General features: G+C 43.4%; 18 protein-coding genes. 14 read left to right on the top strand and 4 right to left on the bottom strand.

All coding sequences use genetic code 11. From position 1 onward, the window contains the following. Positions 1-248 precede the first annotated feature (248 nt). Positions 249-701, top strand: a complete 453-nt coding sequence (locus AM629_RS12710) for a flavodoxin (protein ID WP_054479474.1) — start codon at positions 249-251, stop codon at positions 699-701. 225 nt (positions 702-926) lie between these two features. Here AM629_RS12710 and AM629_RS12705 read toward each other — a convergent pair whose 3' ends face one another. The 4 genes from AM629_RS12705 to map all read right to left on the bottom strand — a co-directional run bounded on the left by AM629_RS12705 (position 927) and on the right by map (position 5978). Next, on the bottom strand, positions 927-1313 hold the full coding sequence (locus AM629_RS12705; RefSeq protein ID WP_054479472.1) for a DUF3461 family protein: 387 nt from the start codon (positions 1311-1313) through the stop codon (positions 927-929). 212 nt (positions 1314-1525) lie between these two features. Then, positions 1526-2350 (bottom strand): 2,3,4,5-tetrahydropyridine-2,6-dicarboxylate N-succinyltransferase, encoded by an 825-nt coding sequence (gene dapD, locus AM629_RS12700; RefSeq protein WP_054479470.1) that lies wholly within the window; start codon positions 2348-2350, stop codon positions 1526-1528. Positions 2351-2397: 47 nt separating this feature from the next. Next, the gene (gene glnD / locus AM629_RS12695) at positions 2398-5052 is read right to left on the bottom strand and encodes a bifunctional uridylyltransferase/uridylyl-removing protein GlnD (RefSeq protein ID WP_054479468.1); all 2655 of its coding nucleotides are present in this window, start codon (positions 5050-5052) and stop codon (positions 2398-2400) included. A gap of 131 nt (positions 5053-5183) precedes the next feature. Next, complete coding sequence (gene map, locus AM629_RS12690; protein ID WP_054479505.1) at positions 5184-5978, bottom strand: type I methionyl aminopeptidase; 795 nt, start codon at positions 5976-5978, stop codon at positions 5184-5186. Between the two features lie 431 nt (positions 5979-6409). On the opposite strand from map, the gene rpsB reads away from it, so the two are divergent. The 13 genes from rpsB (at position 6410) to lpxA (ending at position 19693) form a co-directional block, all read left to right on the top strand. Then, the gene (gene rpsB, locus AM629_RS12685; RefSeq protein ID WP_054479466.1) at positions 6410-7135 is read left to right on the top strand and encodes a 30S ribosomal protein S2; all 726 of its coding nucleotides are present in this window, start codon (positions 6410-6412) and stop codon (positions 7133-7135) included. A gap of 152 nt (positions 7136-7287) precedes the next feature. Next, positions 7288-8145, top strand: a complete 858-nt coding sequence (gene tsf, locus AM629_RS12680; RefSeq protein WP_054479464.1) for a translation elongation factor Ts — start codon at positions 7288-7290, stop codon at positions 8143-8145. A 149-nt stretch (positions 8146-8294) separates the two neighbouring features. Then, positions 8295-9023: a UMP kinase gene (gene pyrH, locus AM629_RS12675; RefSeq protein WP_054479463.1), complete on the top strand. Its 729-nt coding sequence runs from the start codon at positions 8295-8297 to the stop codon at positions 9021-9023. Between the two features lie 120 nt (positions 9024-9143). Further along, complete coding sequence (gene frr, locus AM629_RS12670; RefSeq protein WP_054479461.1) at positions 9144-9701, top strand: ribosome recycling factor; 558 nt, start codon at positions 9144-9146, stop codon at positions 9699-9701. A 142-nt stretch (positions 9702-9843) separates the two neighbouring features. Beyond that, a complete protein-coding gene (gene ispC / locus AM629_RS12665; protein ID WP_054479459.1) occupies positions 9844-11040 on the top strand; it encodes a 1-deoxy-D-xylulose-5-phosphate reductoisomerase in 1197 nt (398 codons plus the stop codon). A gap of 281 nt (positions 11041-11321) precedes the next feature. Further along, positions 11322-12017, top strand: a complete 696-nt coding sequence (gene ispU, locus AM629_RS12660; RefSeq protein WP_235525474.1) for a (2E,6E)-farnesyl-diphosphate-specific ditrans,polycis-undecaprenyl-diphosphate synthase — start codon at positions 11322-11324, stop codon at positions 12015-12017. A 9-nt stretch (positions 12018-12026) separates the two neighbouring features. Further along, positions 12027-12875, top strand: a complete 849-nt coding sequence (cdsA, locus tag AM629_RS12655; protein WP_054479456.1) for a phosphatidate cytidylyltransferase — start codon at positions 12027-12029, stop codon at positions 12873-12875. Positions 12876-12904: 29 nt separating this feature from the next. Then, on the top strand, positions 12905-14260 hold the full coding sequence (gene rseP, locus AM629_RS12650; protein WP_054479454.1) for a sigma E protease regulator RseP: 1356 nt from the start codon (positions 12905-12907) through the stop codon (positions 14258-14260). 33 nt (positions 14261-14293) lie between these two features. After that, on the top strand, positions 14294-16687 hold the full coding sequence (bamA, locus tag AM629_RS12645; protein ID WP_054479452.1) for an outer membrane protein assembly factor BamA: 2394 nt from the start codon (positions 14294-14296) through the stop codon (positions 16685-16687). A 110-nt stretch (positions 16688-16797) separates the two neighbouring features. After that, positions 16798-17295, top strand: coding sequence for a molecular chaperone Skp (gene skp, locus AM629_RS12640; RefSeq protein WP_054479503.1), 498 nt, complete (start codon positions 16798-16800; stop codon positions 17293-17295). A 3-nt stretch (positions 17296-17298) separates the two neighbouring features. Next, a complete protein-coding gene (lpxD, locus tag AM629_RS12635; protein WP_054479449.1) occupies positions 17299-18327 on the top strand; it encodes a UDP-3-O-(3-hydroxymyristoyl)glucosamine N-acyltransferase in 1029 nt (342 codons plus the stop codon). Positions 18328-18448: 121 nt separating this feature from the next. Then, a complete protein-coding gene (gene fabZ / locus AM629_RS12630) occupies positions 18449-18901 on the top strand; it encodes a 3-hydroxyacyl-ACP dehydratase FabZ (protein ID WP_054479447.1) in 453 nt (150 codons plus the stop codon). Between the two features lie 3 nt (positions 18902-18904). Next, positions 18905-19693 carry an acyl-ACP--UDP-N-acetylglucosamine O-acyltransferase gene (lpxA, locus tag AM629_RS12625; RefSeq protein ID WP_054479446.1) on the top strand — a complete coding sequence of 263 codons (789 nt, stop codon included), beginning with the start codon at positions 18905-18907 and terminating at the stop codon, positions 19691-19693.

The following is a 19693-nucleotide window of genomic DNA, read 5'->3' as shown; positions in this document are numbered from 1 at the left end:
TTACCGTTTTATGTAGAATAAACATCGCTATTGATCAGTACAACTGCCTGTAATTAGTCTGGCAGATATATCGTTAGTCATTAGTGCTAATGAAATATTGTTTACATGACAGATTAAGCTTAATAATGGCAATATTTAGTGCGACGGCTTAGTTGGTAAGGTAATTATCCCTGATTTGGCAAGGGTTGAGTTTTCTGTTGTTGCCAGCGAGGATAACTAATAGTTCCTTTAAAAAGAGATCAGAAGTTATGGCGAAAATTGGTATTTTTGTTGGTACTGTTTACGGTAATGCCCTGGCAGTTGCAGAAGAAGCACAGCAAATCCTTGAACAACAAGGTCATGAGATAGAAGTATTTGAAGAAGGGGAACTGGAGCAGTGGCAGTCCTATCTTAATCATGTGATTTTAGTTATCACTTCAACGACTGGGCAAGGGGATTTGCCCGATAATATTCAGCCACTTTATTGCGCTTTGCGAGATGAATTAGGTTATCAGCCGGAATTACGTTATGGCGTTATCGCCTTGGGTGATGGTAGTTACGAGAATTTTTGTGGTGGCGGTCGCATTTTTGATGAGTTGCTACAAGAGCAAGGCGCGATAAGAATCGGTGAAATTCTTCTGGTGGATGCAGTAGAAGAAGCAGAACCGGAAATTTTTGCTCAGCCCTGGATTAAGCTGTGGGGCGAATTATTAGTTGAGTGATTTTAGCTCTTAATACACCGCTTATACCGGACAGGAGAATATAAGCGGTTGTAGTTATACTAGTACAAGTTATACCCGTTATCTTTCAAGTTGCCTCTTTGTTGGCTGCACTCACTCACCCCAGTCACAGAGTTATCTATGACAGAGTTATCTATGCTCCCGGGGATTCGCTCCTTTGCCGTCGCGATCCATCTTGAAATCTATTGGGTATATATGAGTTGCCACCTATTTACGGGTCAGTTTTTCCAGATCGGCTTCAATCTCGGCAATCTTATTGGCAACAACGTGTTCAAGGTGACGCAGGTCATCAAGGATTTTATGTTTCAAATCGACTTCTGCTTGGTCTCGTTTGCAAATCTGATCCAGTTCTTCAATCACATAACGCAAGTTAGTATTGATCTCGTTAATCTCTTTGTATCCTTGTTCTGCATGGTCTGAAGCAACCGTTTTGCGTTGACGCGGATATTTGAATTTCACGCTTTTGGCAAAGAATTCACCTTTATCTTTGCGAAAATAGATTTTTAGAATGTCGTTGTTAGCTTCTTGACGCAGACTATAGCGGTCAATTTCTTCGGGATATGTGATTCCCAGACTCTTTAAGTTATCGTACATGGCACCACCTTAAGGGTATTTTTCCCAGTAGGTTATTTTATACGTCATTTTGAATGTGGGTCATGTCCAAACGCCTTACGTACTCATTGTGTACGTTCTGGGTTGTGCATGTTGCCCGCGTTCAAACTACCTATATTAATAACACTCACCGAGCTTGGTAAAGATGATAAAAAGCAAAAAAATAGCGGATTTATTATCCGCTATTTTAAAGTTTAATCTATCGTTCTTAATAGTTCATTAATGCCCACTTTTCCTCGTGTTTTGGCATCCACTTTTTTTACAATGACAGCACAATACAGGCTGTAACTGCCATCTTTTGATGGAAGGTTGCCAGAGACAACAACAGAACCAGCAGGAATGCGGCCATAATGGATCTCGCCTGTTTCACGATCATAGATTTTGGTACTTTGGCCGATATAGACGCCCATTGAAATTACAGAACCTTCTTCGACAATGACACCTTCTACAATTTCAGAACGGGCACCGATAAAACAGTTATCTTCAATAATGGTTGGGTTAGCTTGCAATGGCTCCAACACGCCTCCGATACCAACGCCACCGGATAAATGGACGTTTTTACCAATTTGGGCACAGGAACCAACCGTTGCCCAAGTATCTACCATCGTTCCTTCATCAACATAAGCGCCGATGTTGACATAAGAAGGCATCAATACACAGTTACGGGCAATAAAGGCTCCCTGGCGTGCTGCCGCAGGAGGAACAACGCGAAAGCCCTCTTTTTCAAATCTCTCCTGATCATAATCAGAGAATTTCATCGGAACTTTATCGAAATAACGGCTTTCAGCACCATCTATGACTTGGTTTTCATTAATGCGGAAAGAGAGCAGTACAGCCATTTTCAGCCATTGGTGTGTGACCCATTGACCGTCAATTTTCTCTGCAACACGCAGTTTTCCACTATCCAACAGGTTTATGACCTGAGTAACAGCATCACGTGTTTCATTGTTTACTGTCGCTGGAGTAATAGCTGCGCGGTTTTCAAAAGCACTTTCGATAATGGATTGTAGTTGCTGCATTGCATCAGGTTCCTTGGTTATTATCCGGATCATGGACTTATATTCAGTTACATTTTATCCTTTGGATTCAGGGTTTCTGTCAACCTTTCTGACAATTCTTCTCTAACTTTTTTATTTAATGCCTTATGGTCTTTATCTGTTAGCACAAAAAAATCTTCAACACGTTCGCCAATAGTGGTGATGTGAGCACCGTGCAGTGAAACGCCCATTTCGGTAAAAATATTGCCAACTCTGGCCAACAAGCCCGGTTGATCGAGTGCGAACAGTTCCATATAGGTTCTCCGCTCATTATGAGTGGGCAGAAAGTTCACCTTTGTTGGTACATTGAAATGACGCAGTTTAGTTGGCAATCTTCGGGCTTTTGGTATTTTGGAATATGGGTCGAGAACGACTAGCAAAAGTGCGTTGCGGATTATTTCGTGACGATCCAATGCTAAAGGATGACCATTAGGTTCTAGTACCACGAAAGTATCCATTGTCATATCATCACGATTGGTAAATATTTGAGCGTTGTGAACGCTGAGGTTGCGCCTGTCCAGTTCGCTGACAACTGCTGCAAACAGGGAAGGGCGATCCGGGCTCCAGATAAAAATCTCAGTACCGCCACGGGTTGGTTTGGTACTTATCAAGACCAGCGGTTCTTGAGAATCATGTTTCACCAAATGACGAGCATGCCATGCGAGTTGTTTGGGTGTATGGCGCAGAAAATAATCTGCATGACAGCGGCTCCAGAGCTGATGAAGTCTCTGTTCATTGATATTATCCTGGCGTAGCAGAGCAAGTGCTTGAAAACGATGATGACGGATACGTTCCCGCAAGTCCGGTGTATTTTGCATTCCCTGACGTAATTGGTTCTCCGTAGAGAAATAGAGTTCCCGTAGCAGGCTCTGTTTCCAACTATTCCATAGGCTAGTGTTGGTTGCGCAGATATCAGCGACTGTCAGGCAAATCAGGTAACGTAACCGAGTTTCATTTAATATCTCATAGGCAAACTGCTTGATGATTTCCGGATCTTGGATATCTCGCCGTTGGGCAGTGACTGACATTAATAAATGATAACGAACCAACCAGGCCACCAAATCAGCTTCCCGAGAGTTAAACCCATGTTGCAGTGAGAATATCAGCGCGTCCTCAGCGCCAAGTTCGGAATGATCGCCATTACGCCCTTTGGCGATATCGTGAAACAGCGCGGCAAGGCGTAAAATCTCCGGTTGAGGCAGACGAGAGTATAGCTCGACACAGAGTGGATGAATGGCACGGTTGTTCTCGTCGGCAAAACTTTCCAGCTTTTTCAGCACACGGATTGTATGTTCATCGACGGTATATGCGTGAAACAGGTCAAACTGCATTTGGCCGACAATATTGCCCCAAAGTGGCGTATAAGCGCCAAGAACGCTGTGGCGGTGCATGGGTACAAATGCGCTTTCAACCGCCCTGGGGTGGCGCAGAATGTCCACAAAGATTTGACGGGCTTCGGGTAATTCACACAATGGCTGATTTAGATTACGGCGAGCATAACGGAGTTGACGAAGTGTAGTCGAATAGATGCCTTGAACTTCTACATGTTCTGCCATGCAATAAAACATCCGCATAATCGCTGCGGGTTCTTTGATAAACAGAGTCTCATCAACCAGATCAATCAATTGTCCGCGTAACTGAAATTCATTATTCAGGGGGCGAGGTTTTTCATTGGTTCCCAGTGCCAGAATAGCTTCATCAAAGAGTTGCAGTAACATATTATTGAGTTCGCTGACACGTCGTGTCATTCGGTAGAAATCTTTCATCATCCGCTCTACCGGTTGATTACGTTCTCCCTGGTAGCCGAGTAACTGGGCAATACTGAACTGGCGATCAAATAACAGGCGATTATCATAACGATTAACGATCAAATGAAGGGCAAAACGGATACGCCAGAGGAAACTCAGACACTCATTCAATTCATTACGTTCTTCATCTGTCAGGAAGCCAAAATCGACCATTTCATCCATTGAGGTTGCACCAAAGTGACGGCGAGCAACCCATAGCAAAGTATGAATATCCCGTAATCCTCCGGGGCTGCTTTTGATATCAGGTTCCAGATTATAACTGGTACTGTGATAGCGCTGGTGGCGTTCATGTTGTTCGGCAATTTTGGCATCAAAAAATTCAGTAGAAGGCCAAAAAACCTCACTAAATGTGTATCGCTGTAAGCGGAGAAAAATAGGCAAATTGCCACAGATTAAACGTGACTCAATTAAATTCGTCGCTACAGTCAGATCTGACAGCCCTTCCAGTAAACACTCTTCAAGTGTACGGACACTGTGGCCTACTTCCAGTCGTATATCCCACAGTAAGGTGATAAATTGCCCGACATTCTGTGCTTGATGTTGTGTAAGCGGTTGTTCACTAAGTATCAACAAGTCAATATCAGATAGCGGATGTAGTTCCCGTCGGCCATATCCGCCGACGGCAATCAATGAAAGTGATGAAATTCTATCAAATCCATAGGTATGCCATAGTTGTTGCAGCAATTGGTCTATGTAATCACTACGGGCGTAAATCAACGCTTCTGCGGAAATGCCCGCTTTAAAAGCATGTTCTAGCCAAAGCTGAAATTCTTCGAGGTGTTGTTTCAACACTGGATAGTGAAAGTCTTCACTGGAGAAATCAGAGGGAGAAAATGGCGGGATAGGCGCTTGAATTGCGGCGATATCTGCTGACATAAATATGAACCCGAGAGAAAGCGAATCATAACAGCCAGATTACTGAGAAAATGCTGTGTTGAACAGGAGAGATTACGGTGGAGATTGGAAGCCTTGTGTGGTTTTAGCAAGGCTTCACAATTTGCGATTAATTATTCGTTAGTCAGTATCGCGGAAAGAGCGGGTTCTTCTTTCCGTAATGTCATGATTTCACAGCCGTTGTCCGTAACAACAATTGTGTGCTCATATTGGGCGGACAAGCTGCGGTCTTTGGTTTTTACGGTCCAACCATCTTTCATGGTACGGATGCGGTAGTCACCGATATTAACCATTGGCTCAATAGTGAAAGCCATGCCTTTTTGCAATACAACTCCGCCGTCATCGGCGTCATAGTGCAGTACTTGTGGCTCTTCATGGAAGACTGTACCGATACCGTGACCGCAATATTCGCGAACCACAGAGAAATCATTAGCTTCAACAAATTGTTGAATGGCTTTACCAAGAGTACGCAGACGAATACCGGGTTTCACCATTTTCAATGCCAGATAGAGGCTTTCCTGAGTGATTCGGCACAGGCGTTCACCTTGAATAGTTGGCTTACCGACAATAAACATTTTTGAGGTATCGCCGTGGAAGCCCTCTTTTATGACAGTTACATCGATATTAACGATATCGCCATCTTTCAGCGCCTTATCATCACTTGGAATACCATGACAGACGACGTCATTAACAGAAATACAAACAGATTTTGGGAAACCGTGGTAACCAAGACAAGCTGAGACAGCCTGTTGCTTATTGGTAATGTGTTCGTGACAGATACGATCCAATTCACCAGTTGTTACACCAGGTTTTACGTAAGGTTCAATAATCTCTAGCACTTCCGCCGCCAGTCGACCGGCGACACGCATTTTTTCAATATCTTCAGATGTCTTAATTGAGATTGCCATGAAATAATTTGCCCACTCAAAACCAGCAAATCTGCTGGTTGTATGATTATTAACGAGGAAAAATTGTTGAACCAATGGTATCAGCCTACAGAATATCTGCCAATAACAGTTGGCAGCCATATTTCCCGCGTTACTGGTACTTACTAACAATACCCGCCATAAATGGCGCTTTTCATTACCACATTGAGCAGCCAAAAAATGGCAACAAAAGTTGGTATCTTGGGCCGGTTTATGATATAAAGCGCGCCGGCGTTTTGTGTATTTTGTCACTGAGACAAAACACAGGGACGTTAAATATACTCACTGTGTAAATAACACACACGGGCCGGCACATATACCGGGGTGCTCTCATGCAGAATATGCAGTTAGGAGTCGGTGTTATGGGGCTCGTGGAGGCATAACCCCAACTTAATATTTTACAGAGGTTTACAATGGCAACTGTTTCCATGCGCGATATGCTGCAAGCGGGCGTTCACTTCGGTCACCAGACTCGTTACTGGAACCCAAAAATGAAACCATTCATCTTTGGTGCTCGTAACAAAGTGCATATCATCAACCTGGAAAAAACTGTTCCAATGTTCAACGACGCATTAGCTGAGCTGAACAAAATTGCTGCACGTAAAGGCAAAATCCTGTTTGTTGGTACCAAGCGTGCTGCAAGTGAAGCGGTTAAAGAATCAGCTCAGAGCTGTGATCAGTACTTCGTTAACCACCGTTGGTTAGGCGGTATGTTGACTAACTGGAAAACCGTTCGTCAGTCCATTAAACGTTTGAAAGATTTAGAAGCACAGTCTCAGGACGGTACTTTTGACAAACTGACCAAGAAAGAAGCGTTAATTCGTTCTCGTGAACTTGGTAAGTTAGAAAACAGCCTGGGCGGTATCAAGGATATGGGTGGTTTACCTGACGCTCTGTTTGTTATCGATGCTGAACATGAACACATTGCTATCAAAGAAGCAAACAACCTGGGTATTCCGGTATTCGCTGTCGTTGATACTAACTCTGATCCAGATGGTGTTGATTTCATCATCCCTGGTAACGATGACGCAATCCGTGCAGTAAAACTGTATCTGGGTGCTGTTGCTACCACTGTTCGTGAAGGTCGTTCTCAAGATCTGGCTGTTCAAGCAGAAGAAAGCTTTGTAGAAGCTGAATAATAAGGCAAGCTCAGTGAATTGAGCCCTTATTAACCAGGTATTGGAATATATTGGTTAGGGGGGCCTGTTATGGCCCCCTTTTACGTATCTGATATAAGAACTATCCATGTGGAATATTATTGTCCCGCAGGATACATCGAGGAATAAAACAAATGTCTGGAATTACCGCTGCTTTGGTAAAAGAACTGCGTGAGCGTACTGGCGCAGGTATGATGGAATGTAAAAAAGCGCTGGTTGAAGCTAATGGTGACATTGAGTTAGCCATTGACAACATGCGTAAATCAGGTCAGGCGAAGGCAGCTAAGAAAGCTGGCCGTGTTGCTGCTGAAGGTATCATCCTGGCAGAAGTGGCTGCTGAAGGTAAATTCGGTGCTTTGGTTGAGCTGAACTGTGAAACTGATTTCGTTGCTAAAGATGCAGGTTTCATTGCTTTCGGTAAAGAAGTTATGGCAGCCGTACTGGCTGATAAAATCTCTAACGTTGAAACTTTGAAAGCTAAATTTGAAGAACAACGTACTGCACTGGTTGCTAAAATCGGTGAAAACATCAATATTCGTCGCGTCTCTGTATTAGAAAGTGAACAACTGGGTACTTACCTGCATGGCGCACGTATCGGTGTTCTGGTTGCGGCTGAAGGCGCTAATGAAGAGCTGATTAAGCATGTGGCTATGCACATTGCTGCAAGCAAACCAGAATATGTTAACCCAAGCGATGTACCTGCTGATGTTGTTGAGCGTGAGCACCAAATCCAGCTGGATATCGCAATGCAGTCAGGTAAACCACGCGAAATCGCAGAGAAAATGGTTTCTGGCCGAATGAATAAATTCACCGGTGAGATCTCTCTGACAGGTCAGAATTTCGTTATGGACCCAAGCAAAACGGTTGGCGATCTGCTGAAAGAAAACAATGCTAAAGTCACTAACTTCATCCGTTATGAAGTTGGTGAAGGTATTGAGAAAGTTGAGGCTGACTTTGCAGCGGAAGTTGCTGCAATGAGCAAACAGTCTTAATTCTCATAAACAGAGCCGCCAGATGGCGGTTCTGTTTTATCCAATCTAAATTGCCTATCCCAGTAGGCATTGAGTTTTTGCATCTGGTTAGAGTGACCCGGATGTATGTAAATCCCCAATATACTTTTTTCTGCTTAGGACAGAACACCATGGCAACTAATGCAAAACCCGTATATCAGCGTATCCTGCTTAAGCTCAGCGGCGAAGCCCTGCAAGGTGCAGAAGGTTTTGGTATAGATGCCAGCGTCTTAGACCGCATGGCTCAGGAAATCAAAGAACTGGTTGAGCTAGGCATACAGGTTGGTGTCGTTATTGGCGGCGGTAACCTGTTTCGTGGCGCTGGCTTGGCAGAAGCAGGAATGAACCGTGTAGTAGGCGACCACATGGGCATGTTGGCAACAGTGATGAATGGTCTGGCAATGCGGGATGCATTACACCGCGCCTATGTGAACGCCCGTCTAATGTCTGCTATTCCTTTAAATGGCGTTTGCGATAACTATAGTTGGGCGGAAGCGATTAGCTTGTTACGTCATGGCCGTGTTGTTATTTTCTCTGCGGGTACTGGCAATCCATTCTTTACTACAGATTCTGCGGCCTGTTTACGTGGTATTGAGATCGAAGCGGATGTTGTGCTAAAAGCAACCAAAGTAGATGGTGTTTACTCGTCTGATCCAGCGAAAGATTCGGAAGCAATATTGTTCGATAAGTTGTCTTATCAGCAGGTATTAGAGCGTGAATTAAAAGTCATGGATCTGGCGGCATTTACTCTGGCTCGTGATCACAGCTTACCTATTCGCGTATTCAATATGAATAAACCGGGTGCGTTGCGTCGTGTGGTGATGGGTGAAAATGAAGGTACTCTGATTTCTCACGAATAATGTTCAGAGACACCAGAGATGTTTGGCGGTATGATGAGTCGCCTGATATGCCAAATTTAACAATACATGGTCATAATGACTTATGGCTTGAAAAACAACCAGTTCCCAAGGGTTTGTAACGTGATTAATGAAATCAAAAAAGACGCACAAGACCGTATGGAAAAAAGCGTCGAAGCACTTAAAAACCAAATCAGCAAGGTTCGCACTGGCCGTGCTTCTCCAAGTCTGCTGGATGGTATCACTGTTGAGTATTATGGTGCACCAACACCACTGCGTCAGATTGCTAACGTCACCGCTGAGGATGCACGTACCCTGGCTATCACGGTATTTGACCGTTCTATGACTCCGGCGATTGAAAAGGCAATCATGGCTTCTGATTTGGGTTTGAACCCATCTTCTGCTGGTACAATTATTCGTGTTCCTTTACCGGCACTGACAGAAGAGCGTCGTAAGGATCTGATTAAAGTTGTGCGTGGCGAAGCTGAACAGGGGCGTGTTTCTGTCCGTAATATTCGCCGTGATGCGAATGACAAAATCAAAGCTTTGCTGAAAGACAAAGAAATTAGCGAAGATGATGAGCGTCGTGCACAGGATGAAATCCAGAAGTTGACTGATAATTTCATTAAAAAAGTTGATGAAGCTTTAGCCAAGAAAGAAGAAGAACTGATGGAGTTCTAATCTCTTTCATGAGATAGACCAAGCGTCGCTACCGTGCGGCGCTATTTTTTATCCGGCATTTCTCTGAAGTCATGGATATTCTAAGCCAGACAAATCAGACAAGTATTAACACATATCAAACAGAACAATTCAGAGCGTCAGTATGAAAAGGTTGACCATCCTTGGTTCCACAGGTTCAGTAGGCAAAAGTACACTTACTGTAGTTCGCAATAATCCTGATAAATTCGAAGTAACGGCACTGGTTGCCGGGAAGAATATTCAGGTTATGGCTGAGCAATGTCTGGAATTTCAGCCTCAATATGCTGCAATGATAGATGAAGCTTCTGCAAAAAAGCTTAGTCAGTTACTGATTGAACAAGGTTGTAAAACCGAAGTATTTTTCGGGGAACAGGCTGTGTGTGATTTGGCTGCTTTGAATGACGTCGATCAGGTAATGTCTGCGATTGTTGGGGTTGCTGGTTTATTGCCAACCTTGGCCGCTATCCGGGCGGGTAAACAGATTTTGCTTGCTAATAAAGAATCGTTGATCACCAGTGGCCGGTTTTTTATGGATGCCGTAATTAAACATAATGCTAAATTGTTACCCATTGACAGCGAGCATAATGCTATTTTTCAGAGTTTACCCGAGGTAATACAACAGAACCTTGGAAGCAAGGAGCTGAAACAACATGGTATTGCTAGTATTATTCTAACGGGGTCTGGCGGGCCTTTTCGCCATACGCCTTTGGAGCAGTTGCCATTTGTCACACCAGATCAAGCCTGTGCCCATCCGAATTGGTCGATGGGACGCAAAATTTCTGTAGATTCCGCGACAATGATGAATAAAGGTTTGGAATATATTGAAGCGTGTTGTTTGTTCAATGCGTCTGCTGTTGAAATGGAAGTGGTGATTCATCCCCAATCTGTCATTCATTCTATGGTGCGTTATCTGGATGGTAGCATTATTGCTCAATTGGGAACCCCGGATATGTGTACGCCTATCTCTTATGCAATGGCATACCCAAATCGTATTTCTTCTGGTGTGAAGCCTCTTGATTTTTGTTCTTTAGGTACACTGACTTTTTCGAAACCAGATTATGAACGATATCCATGCTTGAAGTTGGCTATTGAAGCATGTCACGAAGGTCAGGCTGCAACTACGGCACTGAATGCAGCAAATGAAGAAGTTGTTAAGGTTTTTTTACAAAGTGGAATCTCTTTCACAGATATAGCAATTATCAATCGTCAGGTTGTAGAAAAACTAGATTTACCGGAACCTCAGAGCATTGAAGAAGTCTTACAGATTGATAAGCTTGCAAGAAATTTGGCTACAAAGACTATCAGTTCATTTGTCAGGTAGTATTGCTGATGGATGAAGGGGTATTTGTTCGCATTTTTACCTGATGGTATAGTTTCTGTATAACTATTGGCTGATATAATTAACAGTTTAAATTTGCAGAGTTATCTTCCAGATAATCAGGTTGTTACTCAGGCCGTGATGCCAGACACGGCTTTTTTATATTTGAATGCCTGCATTTGTAAGAGAATTACCCCGACCAGTAAAGGATTAATTGAGTGATATTAGCCAGTGATCATCAGAACGATTTGTCGTCATTATTACCTAAGCACGTTGCTATTATTATGGATGGTAACGGACGTTGGGCAAAGAAACGTGGGAAATTAAGAGTTTTTGGTCATCGTGCAGGGATTAAGGCAGTACGGAGTGCGGTGAGTTTCGCTGCTAAGCACAACATTGAGTCGTTGACTCTGTACGCTTTTAGTAGTGAAAACTGGAACCGGCCAGAACAAGAAGTTAGTTCTTTAATGGAATTGTTTATTTTTGCACTAGACAGTGAAATCAAAAGCTTACATAAACATAATATCAAATTGTCTATTATTGGCGATATCAGTCGGTTCAGTGAGCGTTTACAGGAGCGCATTCGTCGCTCAGTTAAACTAACTGCTGATAATACAGGCTTGCAACTTAATATTGCTGCAAATTATGGTGGTCGTTGGGATATAGTTCAAAGTGTTCAGAAAATTACTCAGCAGATTAAGGATAATTTGCTTGAACCACAGGATATTACTGAAGAATTAGTTAATAATTATATTAACCTGAGCCAGCAGTCTCAGGTTGATTTGGTAATCAGAACCGGGGGTGAACATCGTATAAGTAATTTTCTGTTATGGCAGATAGCTTATGCAGAATTCTATTTTACCGATATACTCTGGCCTGATTTTGATGAAACAGTTTTTGAAGGTGCAATTAATGCCTTTGCCAAAAGAGAACGCCGATTTGGCGGAACAATACCAGACGATGCCAATGCGGGATCATAGGAGGAACTCTTGCTAAAGTACCGTCTTATAACGGCTGTGATATTAATCCCTCTTGTAATTGCAGCTTTGTTTTGGTTGCCGCCAACAGCGTTTGGGTTGGTCATTATTGCTGTATCAGTCCTTGCTGCATGGGAATGGGGGCAATTTGCTGGTTTATTTAGCCAAAAGAAACGGGTTATCTTGGCTGCTCTGTTTGCGATAGGTTTACTGGCATTACAATATACCCTGCCAAGTTTCACTGATTTGATTAAACAGCAGCAAATCACCTTTATTTTATGGATAGGGATGATATGGTGGATTGTTGCCACCCTTCTGGTTATTACTTATCCTTCTTCCGCTGCAATCTGGAAAAGATCCATTTTATTGCGTCTTTTATTTGGTGGCCTGACATTAGTCCCGTTTTACTGTGGAATGATGGTCTTACGGGGTCTGGGATATGATGATAATTCATCTCACGGTGCATGGTGGCTATTGTATGTCATGTTGCTAGTGTGGGGTGCCGACTCTGGTGCTTATCTATTCGGGCGTACTTTAGGTAAACACAAGATGGCACCAAAAGTTTCTCCGGGAAAAACGCTAGAAGGGTTAATTGGTGGTTTAGTTACTGCGGCTATTATTTCATGGTTGTTCAGTAAATATGCTCCAGTGCCCGCAATGCCTGAAAAACTCATGTTGTGTTCTGCAATTGTTGTTATCGCCTCAGTATTTGGTGATTTGACAGAGAGTATGTTCAAACGTGAATCTGGTATTAAAGACAGCAGTCAGCTGATTCCTGGACATGGTGGTATTATGGATCGTATCGACAGCTTGACTGCTGCGATCCCTGTCTTTGCCGGCCTAATGTTGCTGGTATCTTGATCTCTCTATTTGACGGCATTTAAAGGAATATGATGGGAATTCTCTGGAATCTGGCGGCTTTTATTATCGCGTTAGGTATATTGATCACTGTGCATGAGTTCGGTCATTTCTGGGTAGCTAGAAAGTGTGGTATTCATGTTGAACGTTTTTCCATTGGTTTTGGCAAAGCGTTGTGGCGGCGTACAGATCGCCAGGGAACTGAATATGTTATAGCCCTTATTCCCTTGGGGGGATATGTGAAAATGCTCGATGAGCGTGTTTCACCTGTTTCTCCTGAACGCCGACATATGGCATTTAATAATAAAACTATTAGTCAGCGCGCTGCGGTTGTTAGTGCAGGGCCTATTGCTAACTTTCTACTCGCGATTGTGGCTTATTGGCTGGTATTTATTATTGGTGTACCCGCAATACGTCCAATTATTGCAGATATCAAACCTGATTCTATTGCTGCCCAAGCAAATATTTCGTCAGGAATGGAACTAAAAGCCATAGATGGTATCGAAACGCCTGACTGGAATTCAGTTCGCTTTGCTCTGGTTGGTAAGATAGGTGATGACAACATTACTGTTCAGGCGATACCCCCAGGCTCATCGCACCCGGTAGAGAAAACTCTGGATTTGCGGCAATGGAGCTTTAATCCTGATAAGCAAGATCCAGTGGTATCATTAGGGATTATGCCTGTCAGCCCCCGATTGGATTCTCTGGTGGATAAGGTTACTCTTGGTACTGCGGCAGAAAAAGCGGGTTTACAAAAGGGGGACCGAATAGTTAAAGTCAACGGTCAGGAAATAGATGCTTGGCATACTTTTACATCCTTTGTCAGCAATAATCCTAATGTTCCATTGGAACTTTCAGTAGAGCGGGCTGGTCATATTATTTCTCTCTCAATGACACCGGAAGCACGACGGCAGACTGGTGGTAAAGAGGTGGGTTTTGCCGGTGTGGAACTGCGAATTATACCGTTGGCAGACGAATATAAAATAGTTCAGCAATATGGGCCTTTCTCTGCCATTTATCAGGCAGGCGATAAGACCTGGCAACTGATGCGGCTAACTGTCAGTATGATTGGCAAGCTGATCGTTGGTGATGTGAAAATCAACAACCTGAGTGGGCCTATCTCTATCGCCAAAGGGGCGGGGGTGTCGGCTGATTCAGGCTTGGTGTATTATCTGATGTTTTTGGCGCTGATAAGTGTCAATCTTGGGGTCATTAATTTGCTCCCATTACCTGTGTTAGATGGTGGACACTTGCTTTTTCTGATTATCGAAAAGATAAAAGGTGGGCCAGTTTCCGAGCGTGTACAAGACTTCAGCTATCGCATTGGTACCATGTTACTAGTGTTATTGATGGGGCTTGCACTTTTCAATGATTTCTCCCGCTTCTGAGCGGAAGACTGGTTAGGAAGACGCATTACAACGATGGCGATGAAAAAGTTACTCATAGCGTCGCTGCTGTTCGGCAGCGCTACTGCATACGGTGCAAACGGATTCGTAGTTCAGGATATTCACTTTGAAGGTCTTCAGCGCGTCGCCGTAGGTGCAGCATTATTGAATATGCCAGTTCGCGTAGGTGATACGGTCAGCGATGAAGATATTGGTCGTACCATTCATGCGCTATTTGCTACTGGTAACTTTGAAGACGTTCGTGTCCTGCGTGATGGCAATACACTTATTGTTCAGGTAAAAGAGCGGCCGACGATTGCTAGCATTACTTTCTCCGGGAATAAATCGGTGAAAGATGACATGCTGAAACAAAACCTTGAAGCATCTCATGTTCGGGTCGGTGAAGCTCTTGACCGCACGATGCTGTCCAATATCGAAAAAGGGCTGGAAGATTTCTATTACAGCGTGGGGAAATACAATGCTAGTGTAAAAGCTGTTGTGACACCACTTCCACGTAACCGCGTCGATTTAAAATTGGTTTTCGCCGAAGGCGTGTCTGCAAAAATTCAGCAGATTAACATCGTTGGTAATAAATCATTTTCTTCTGATGAGCTATTGAATCGTTTCCAACTTAGGGATAGTGTGCCGTGGTGGAACTTGACCGCTGATCAGAAATATCAGAAACAAAAACTGGCTGGTGACCTTGAGGCACTACGTAGTTTTTATCTTGATCGCGGTTATGCCCGTTTCAACATTGATTCGACTCAGGTCAGTTTGACGCCAGATAAAAAAGGTATTTATGTCACGTTGAATATTACTGAGGGTGACCAGTACAAAATATCTGGTATTGACTTGAACGGTAATATGGTGGGTTACCAGTCAGAAATTACTAAACTAGCTACCATTGAGCCTGGTTCCTTATATAACGGGACTCAAGTAACTAAAATGGAAAGTGAAATCAAAAATCTGCTTGGCCGTTATGGTTATGCTTACCCACGAGTGATGACTCAACCTGAAATCAATGACCAAGACAAAACCGTAAAATTGCATGTCAACATTGATGCAGGTAACCGTTTCTATGTCCGTAAAATTCGTTTCTCAGGTAATGACACCAGCAAAGACTCTGTTTTGCGCCGTGAAATGCGTCAGATGGAAGGTGCATGGTTGGGGAGTGATCTGGTTGAATTGGGCAAAGAGCGTCTTAACCGTTTGGGCTATTTCGAAACTGTAGATGTTGAAACTCAACGTATACCGGGCAGTCCTGATCAGGTAGATGTCGTTTATAAAGTTAAAGAGCGTAATACGGGTTCTCTGAACTTTGGTGTTGGTTTTGGTACTGAAAGTGGCGTGAGTTTCCAGATCGGTGCTCAGCAAGATAACTGGTTGGGTACGGGTAACTCTGTTGGGATTAATGCCAGCAAGAACGATTACTCAACCTATGCAGAACTCTCTTTCACTGATCCCTATTTCACTGTTAATGGCGTCAGCCTCGGTGGTCGGGTGTTCTACAATGATTTTAGAGCTGATAATGCTGATTTGTCCGGTTATACCAATAAAACCTATGGCTTAAATGGTTTTCTTGGCTTCCCGGTGAATGAAAATAACTCCCTGAATTTTGGGCTGGGCTATGTTCATAACTCTTTGTCTGATATGCTCCCGCAGGCAGCAATGTGGCGCTATCTGAATTCTATGGGTGAAAAACCAGGTTATGAAAATAAGGCTGAGTTCAAAGCAGATGACTTTGTTCTGACTATGGGCTGGACATACAATAATCTTGACCGTGGTTTCTTCCCGACCTCCGGTGTGAAATCGGCTCTGAATGGTAAAGTGACTATCCCTGGTTCGGATAACGAGTTTTATAAAATTACCCTTGATACCTCTGCGTATTACCCGATTAATGATGCTCATACTTGGGTGATTTTGGGCCGCGGTCGTTTAGGCTATGGTGATGGATTAGGAGGTAAAGAGTTACCATTCTATGAAAACTTTTATGCCGGTGGTTCCAGCACCGTTCGTGGTTTCCGTTCCAACAATATCGGTCCTAAAGCGATTTATATGAAAGGAATCGATGATCCTAAGAAAGATAGCCCATCCCGTGATGCTGTAGGGGGTAATGCAATGGCAGTCGCTAGCCTTGAGCTGATCACGCCAACGCCATTCCTTGATGGTAAATATTCGAACTCTGTCCGGACTTCATTCTTTATTGATTCAGGTACGGTTTGGGATACCAACTGGAGTGAGTCTGCGACGATGAAAAACAGGGGTGTACCTGATTATAGTAAACCAGGTAATATTCGCGTTTCGACGGGTATCGCATTGCAATGGATTTCTCCTTTGGGTCCGTTGGTATTCTCTTATGCTAAGCCGATCAAAGATTACGAAGGTGATAGATCAGAGCAATTCCAGTTTAATATTGGCAAAACCTGGTGATAATGCGTTTTTATCTTATTATTGATAAGGCAAGTTCTGGAATTGTCGGTTTCAGGGCATTAGCTAAATCTTCCAAGATGTTACAGATAGCGTGGTTTAAGGAGTTTATAGTGAAGAAATTGTTGTGTGCAGTGAGCCTTGGTATTGTATTAGCTTTCTCTGCTGGTGCTCAGGCAGCAGACAAAATTGCTGTTGTAAATGTCGGTGAGATTTTTCAGCAGTTGCCTGCCCGTGAAGCTGTTGAGAAACAGTTGGGGAATGAGTTCAAAAGCCGCGCATCTGAATTGCAACGTATGGAAGCTGATTTGCAGACTAAAATCCAGAAGCTACAACGTGATGGCTCTACTATGAAATCCAGCGAGCGAACTAATCTGGAAAAAGACGTTATGGCTAAGCGTGAAGAATTTGGGAAAAAAGCTCAAGTTTTTGAACAAGATAACCGCCGTCGCCATATGGAAGAAAGCAATAAAATTTTGGGCCGTATTCAGGACGCAATCAAAGTAGTTGCAGCTAAAGAGGGCTATGACGTCGTAATTAATGCGAATGTTGTTGCTTATTCAGTATCCGGTAAAGACATTACCTCAGATGTATTGAAACAGGTTAAATAATAGATGTTTTCAATTCGATTGGCTGATTTAGCTCAGCAGTTGAATGCGCAATTACATGGTGATGGCGATATCGTCATCACTGGTATTGCACCAATGCATTCGGCTAATAACGAGCAAATCACTTTTTTGTCTGACAGCCGTTACCGCGAGCGTTTAGGTGAATGTCAGGCTGCGGCTGTAGCTCTTAGCGAATCAGATCTCCCTTATTGTAATGTTCCTGCATTGGTTGTTTCCAATCCTTATCTGGCATATGCCTATATGGCTCAGATTATGGATACAACCCCAGCTCCTGCACAAGATATTCATCCTTCGGCGGTGATTTCACCTCAAGTAACACTGGGTGAGAATGTTTCTGTTGGGGCTAATGCTGTTATCGAATCTGATGTTGTTCTTGGTGACAATGTTGTGATTGGTGCTGGTTGTTTTATTGGTAAAAATACTCATATTGGCGCGGGAAGTCGTCTCTGGGCGAATGTTTCTGTTTATCACGATATTGAAATGGGTGAACAGTGTTTGGTTCAGTCGGGGGCCGTTATTGGGTCTGATGGCTTTGGTTATGCAAATGATCGTGGTAATTGGGTTAAAATTCCTCAATTAGGTTCAGTTATAATTGGCGACCGGGTTGAGATTGGTGCCTGTACGACTATCGACCGGGGGGCTCTGGATAATACTATTATTGGTAATGGTGTTATTATCGATAACCAATGCCAAATTGCTCATAATGTTATCATTGGAGATAACACGGCAGTTGCTGGCGGCGTGATCATGGCTGGTAGCCTGAAAATTGGTCGTTATTGTATGATTGGTGGTGCTAGTGTCATTAATGGACATATGGAAATCTGTGATAAGGTGACAATCACGGGAATGAGCATGGTAATGCGTCCAATCACTGAACCTGGTGTATACTCTTCTGGCATTCCGGCACAACCAAATAAAGTTTGGCGTAAGACATCAGCTTTAGTCATGAATATCAACGAAATGAATAAGCGTCTTAAGTCAGTGGAGCGTAAGCTGGAAGGCAAAAACGAGTAATTACACTGTAATTTTTGGTTGTGCTTTATTTTTGCGGCCTGCCTGGGAACTCTGGATTTGGGGTTTAAGCGGGCCGTGTCGTTAATACCATTAGTCCTTTTTAGACAGGAAGAGTATTTAGATGAGTGAAAATCATACTCTGCACATTGAAGAAATTTTGGATTTGCTTCCGCATCGTTATCCGTTTTTATTGGTGGATCGCGTTCTTGATTTTGAAGAAGGTAAATCCTTACGTGCAGTCAAAAACGTATCTTTTAATGAACCCTTCTTTCAGGGGCATTTCCCGGGCAAACCGATTTTCCCAGGCGTTTTGATCCTTGAAGCTATGGCGCAGGCCACTGGAATTTTGGCATTTAAGAGTGCAGGCAAGCTAGGGTCGGATGAACTCTATTACTTTGCTGCTATTGATGGTGCCCGTTTTAAACGTCCGGTAGTGCCGGGGGATCAAATGATCTTAGAAGTAGAGTTTCTTAAAGAACGTCGCGGGGTTGCTCGCTGTAGAGGCGTGGCAAAAGTCGATGGAGAAGTGGTTTGCGAAGCAGAAATGATGTGTGCTCGCCGTCGTGAGGTCTAATCTATGATTGATGAAACCGCTTATATACATCCCAGCGCTATTGTGGAAGATGGCGCGATTATTGGTGCCAATGTTCGTATTGGCCCATTTTGTTGCATTGGTTCTCAGGTTGAGATTGGCGAAGGTACAGAGCTGAAATCTCATGTTGTTGTCAATGGAATAACCAAAATTGGCCGTGATAACCAGATCTTTCAGTTTGCCTCTGTTGGGGAGATGAATCAGGATCTGAAATATCATGGTGAACCAACCAAGGTTGAAATTGGTGATCGTAATCGTATCCGCGAAAATGTAACCATCCATCGTGGAACAGTTCAGGGTGGCGGTTTAACGAAAATCGGCAATGATAATTTGCTGATGGTTAATGCCCATATTGCTCATGACTGCATTCTCGGTGATCGCTGTGTCATTGCTAACAATGGTACTTTAGGTGGGCATGTTATTCTGGGAGATTATGTCATCATCGGTGGTATGAGTGCGATTCATCAGTTTTGCCAGATTGGTTCTCATGCCATGGTGGGTGGTTGTTCCGGTGTGGTACAGGATATTCCGCCATATGTTATCGCTCAGGGTAACCATGCAACACCTTTTGGCATTAATGTTGAAGGTCTGAAGCGCCGTGGTTTTGATAAAGAATCACTACATGCAATCAGAAATGCATATAAATTGTTGTATCGTAATGGCAAAACTTTAGAAGAAGCCCAGCGGGAAATTGCTGAGTTGGCTGAAGACAATCAGCATGTAAAAATCTTCAGTGATTTTCTAGTAAGTTCTACTCGCGGTATTATCCGTTAA

The organism is Photorhabdus heterorhabditis, from assembly GCF_001280945.1.
Lineage (GTDB): Bacteria > Pseudomonadota > Gammaproteobacteria > Enterobacterales > Enterobacteriaceae > Photorhabdus > Photorhabdus heterorhabditis.
The sequence above is the reverse complement of the archived record's forward strand: the minus strand, read 5'-3'. Positions and strand labels throughout refer to the sequence as shown.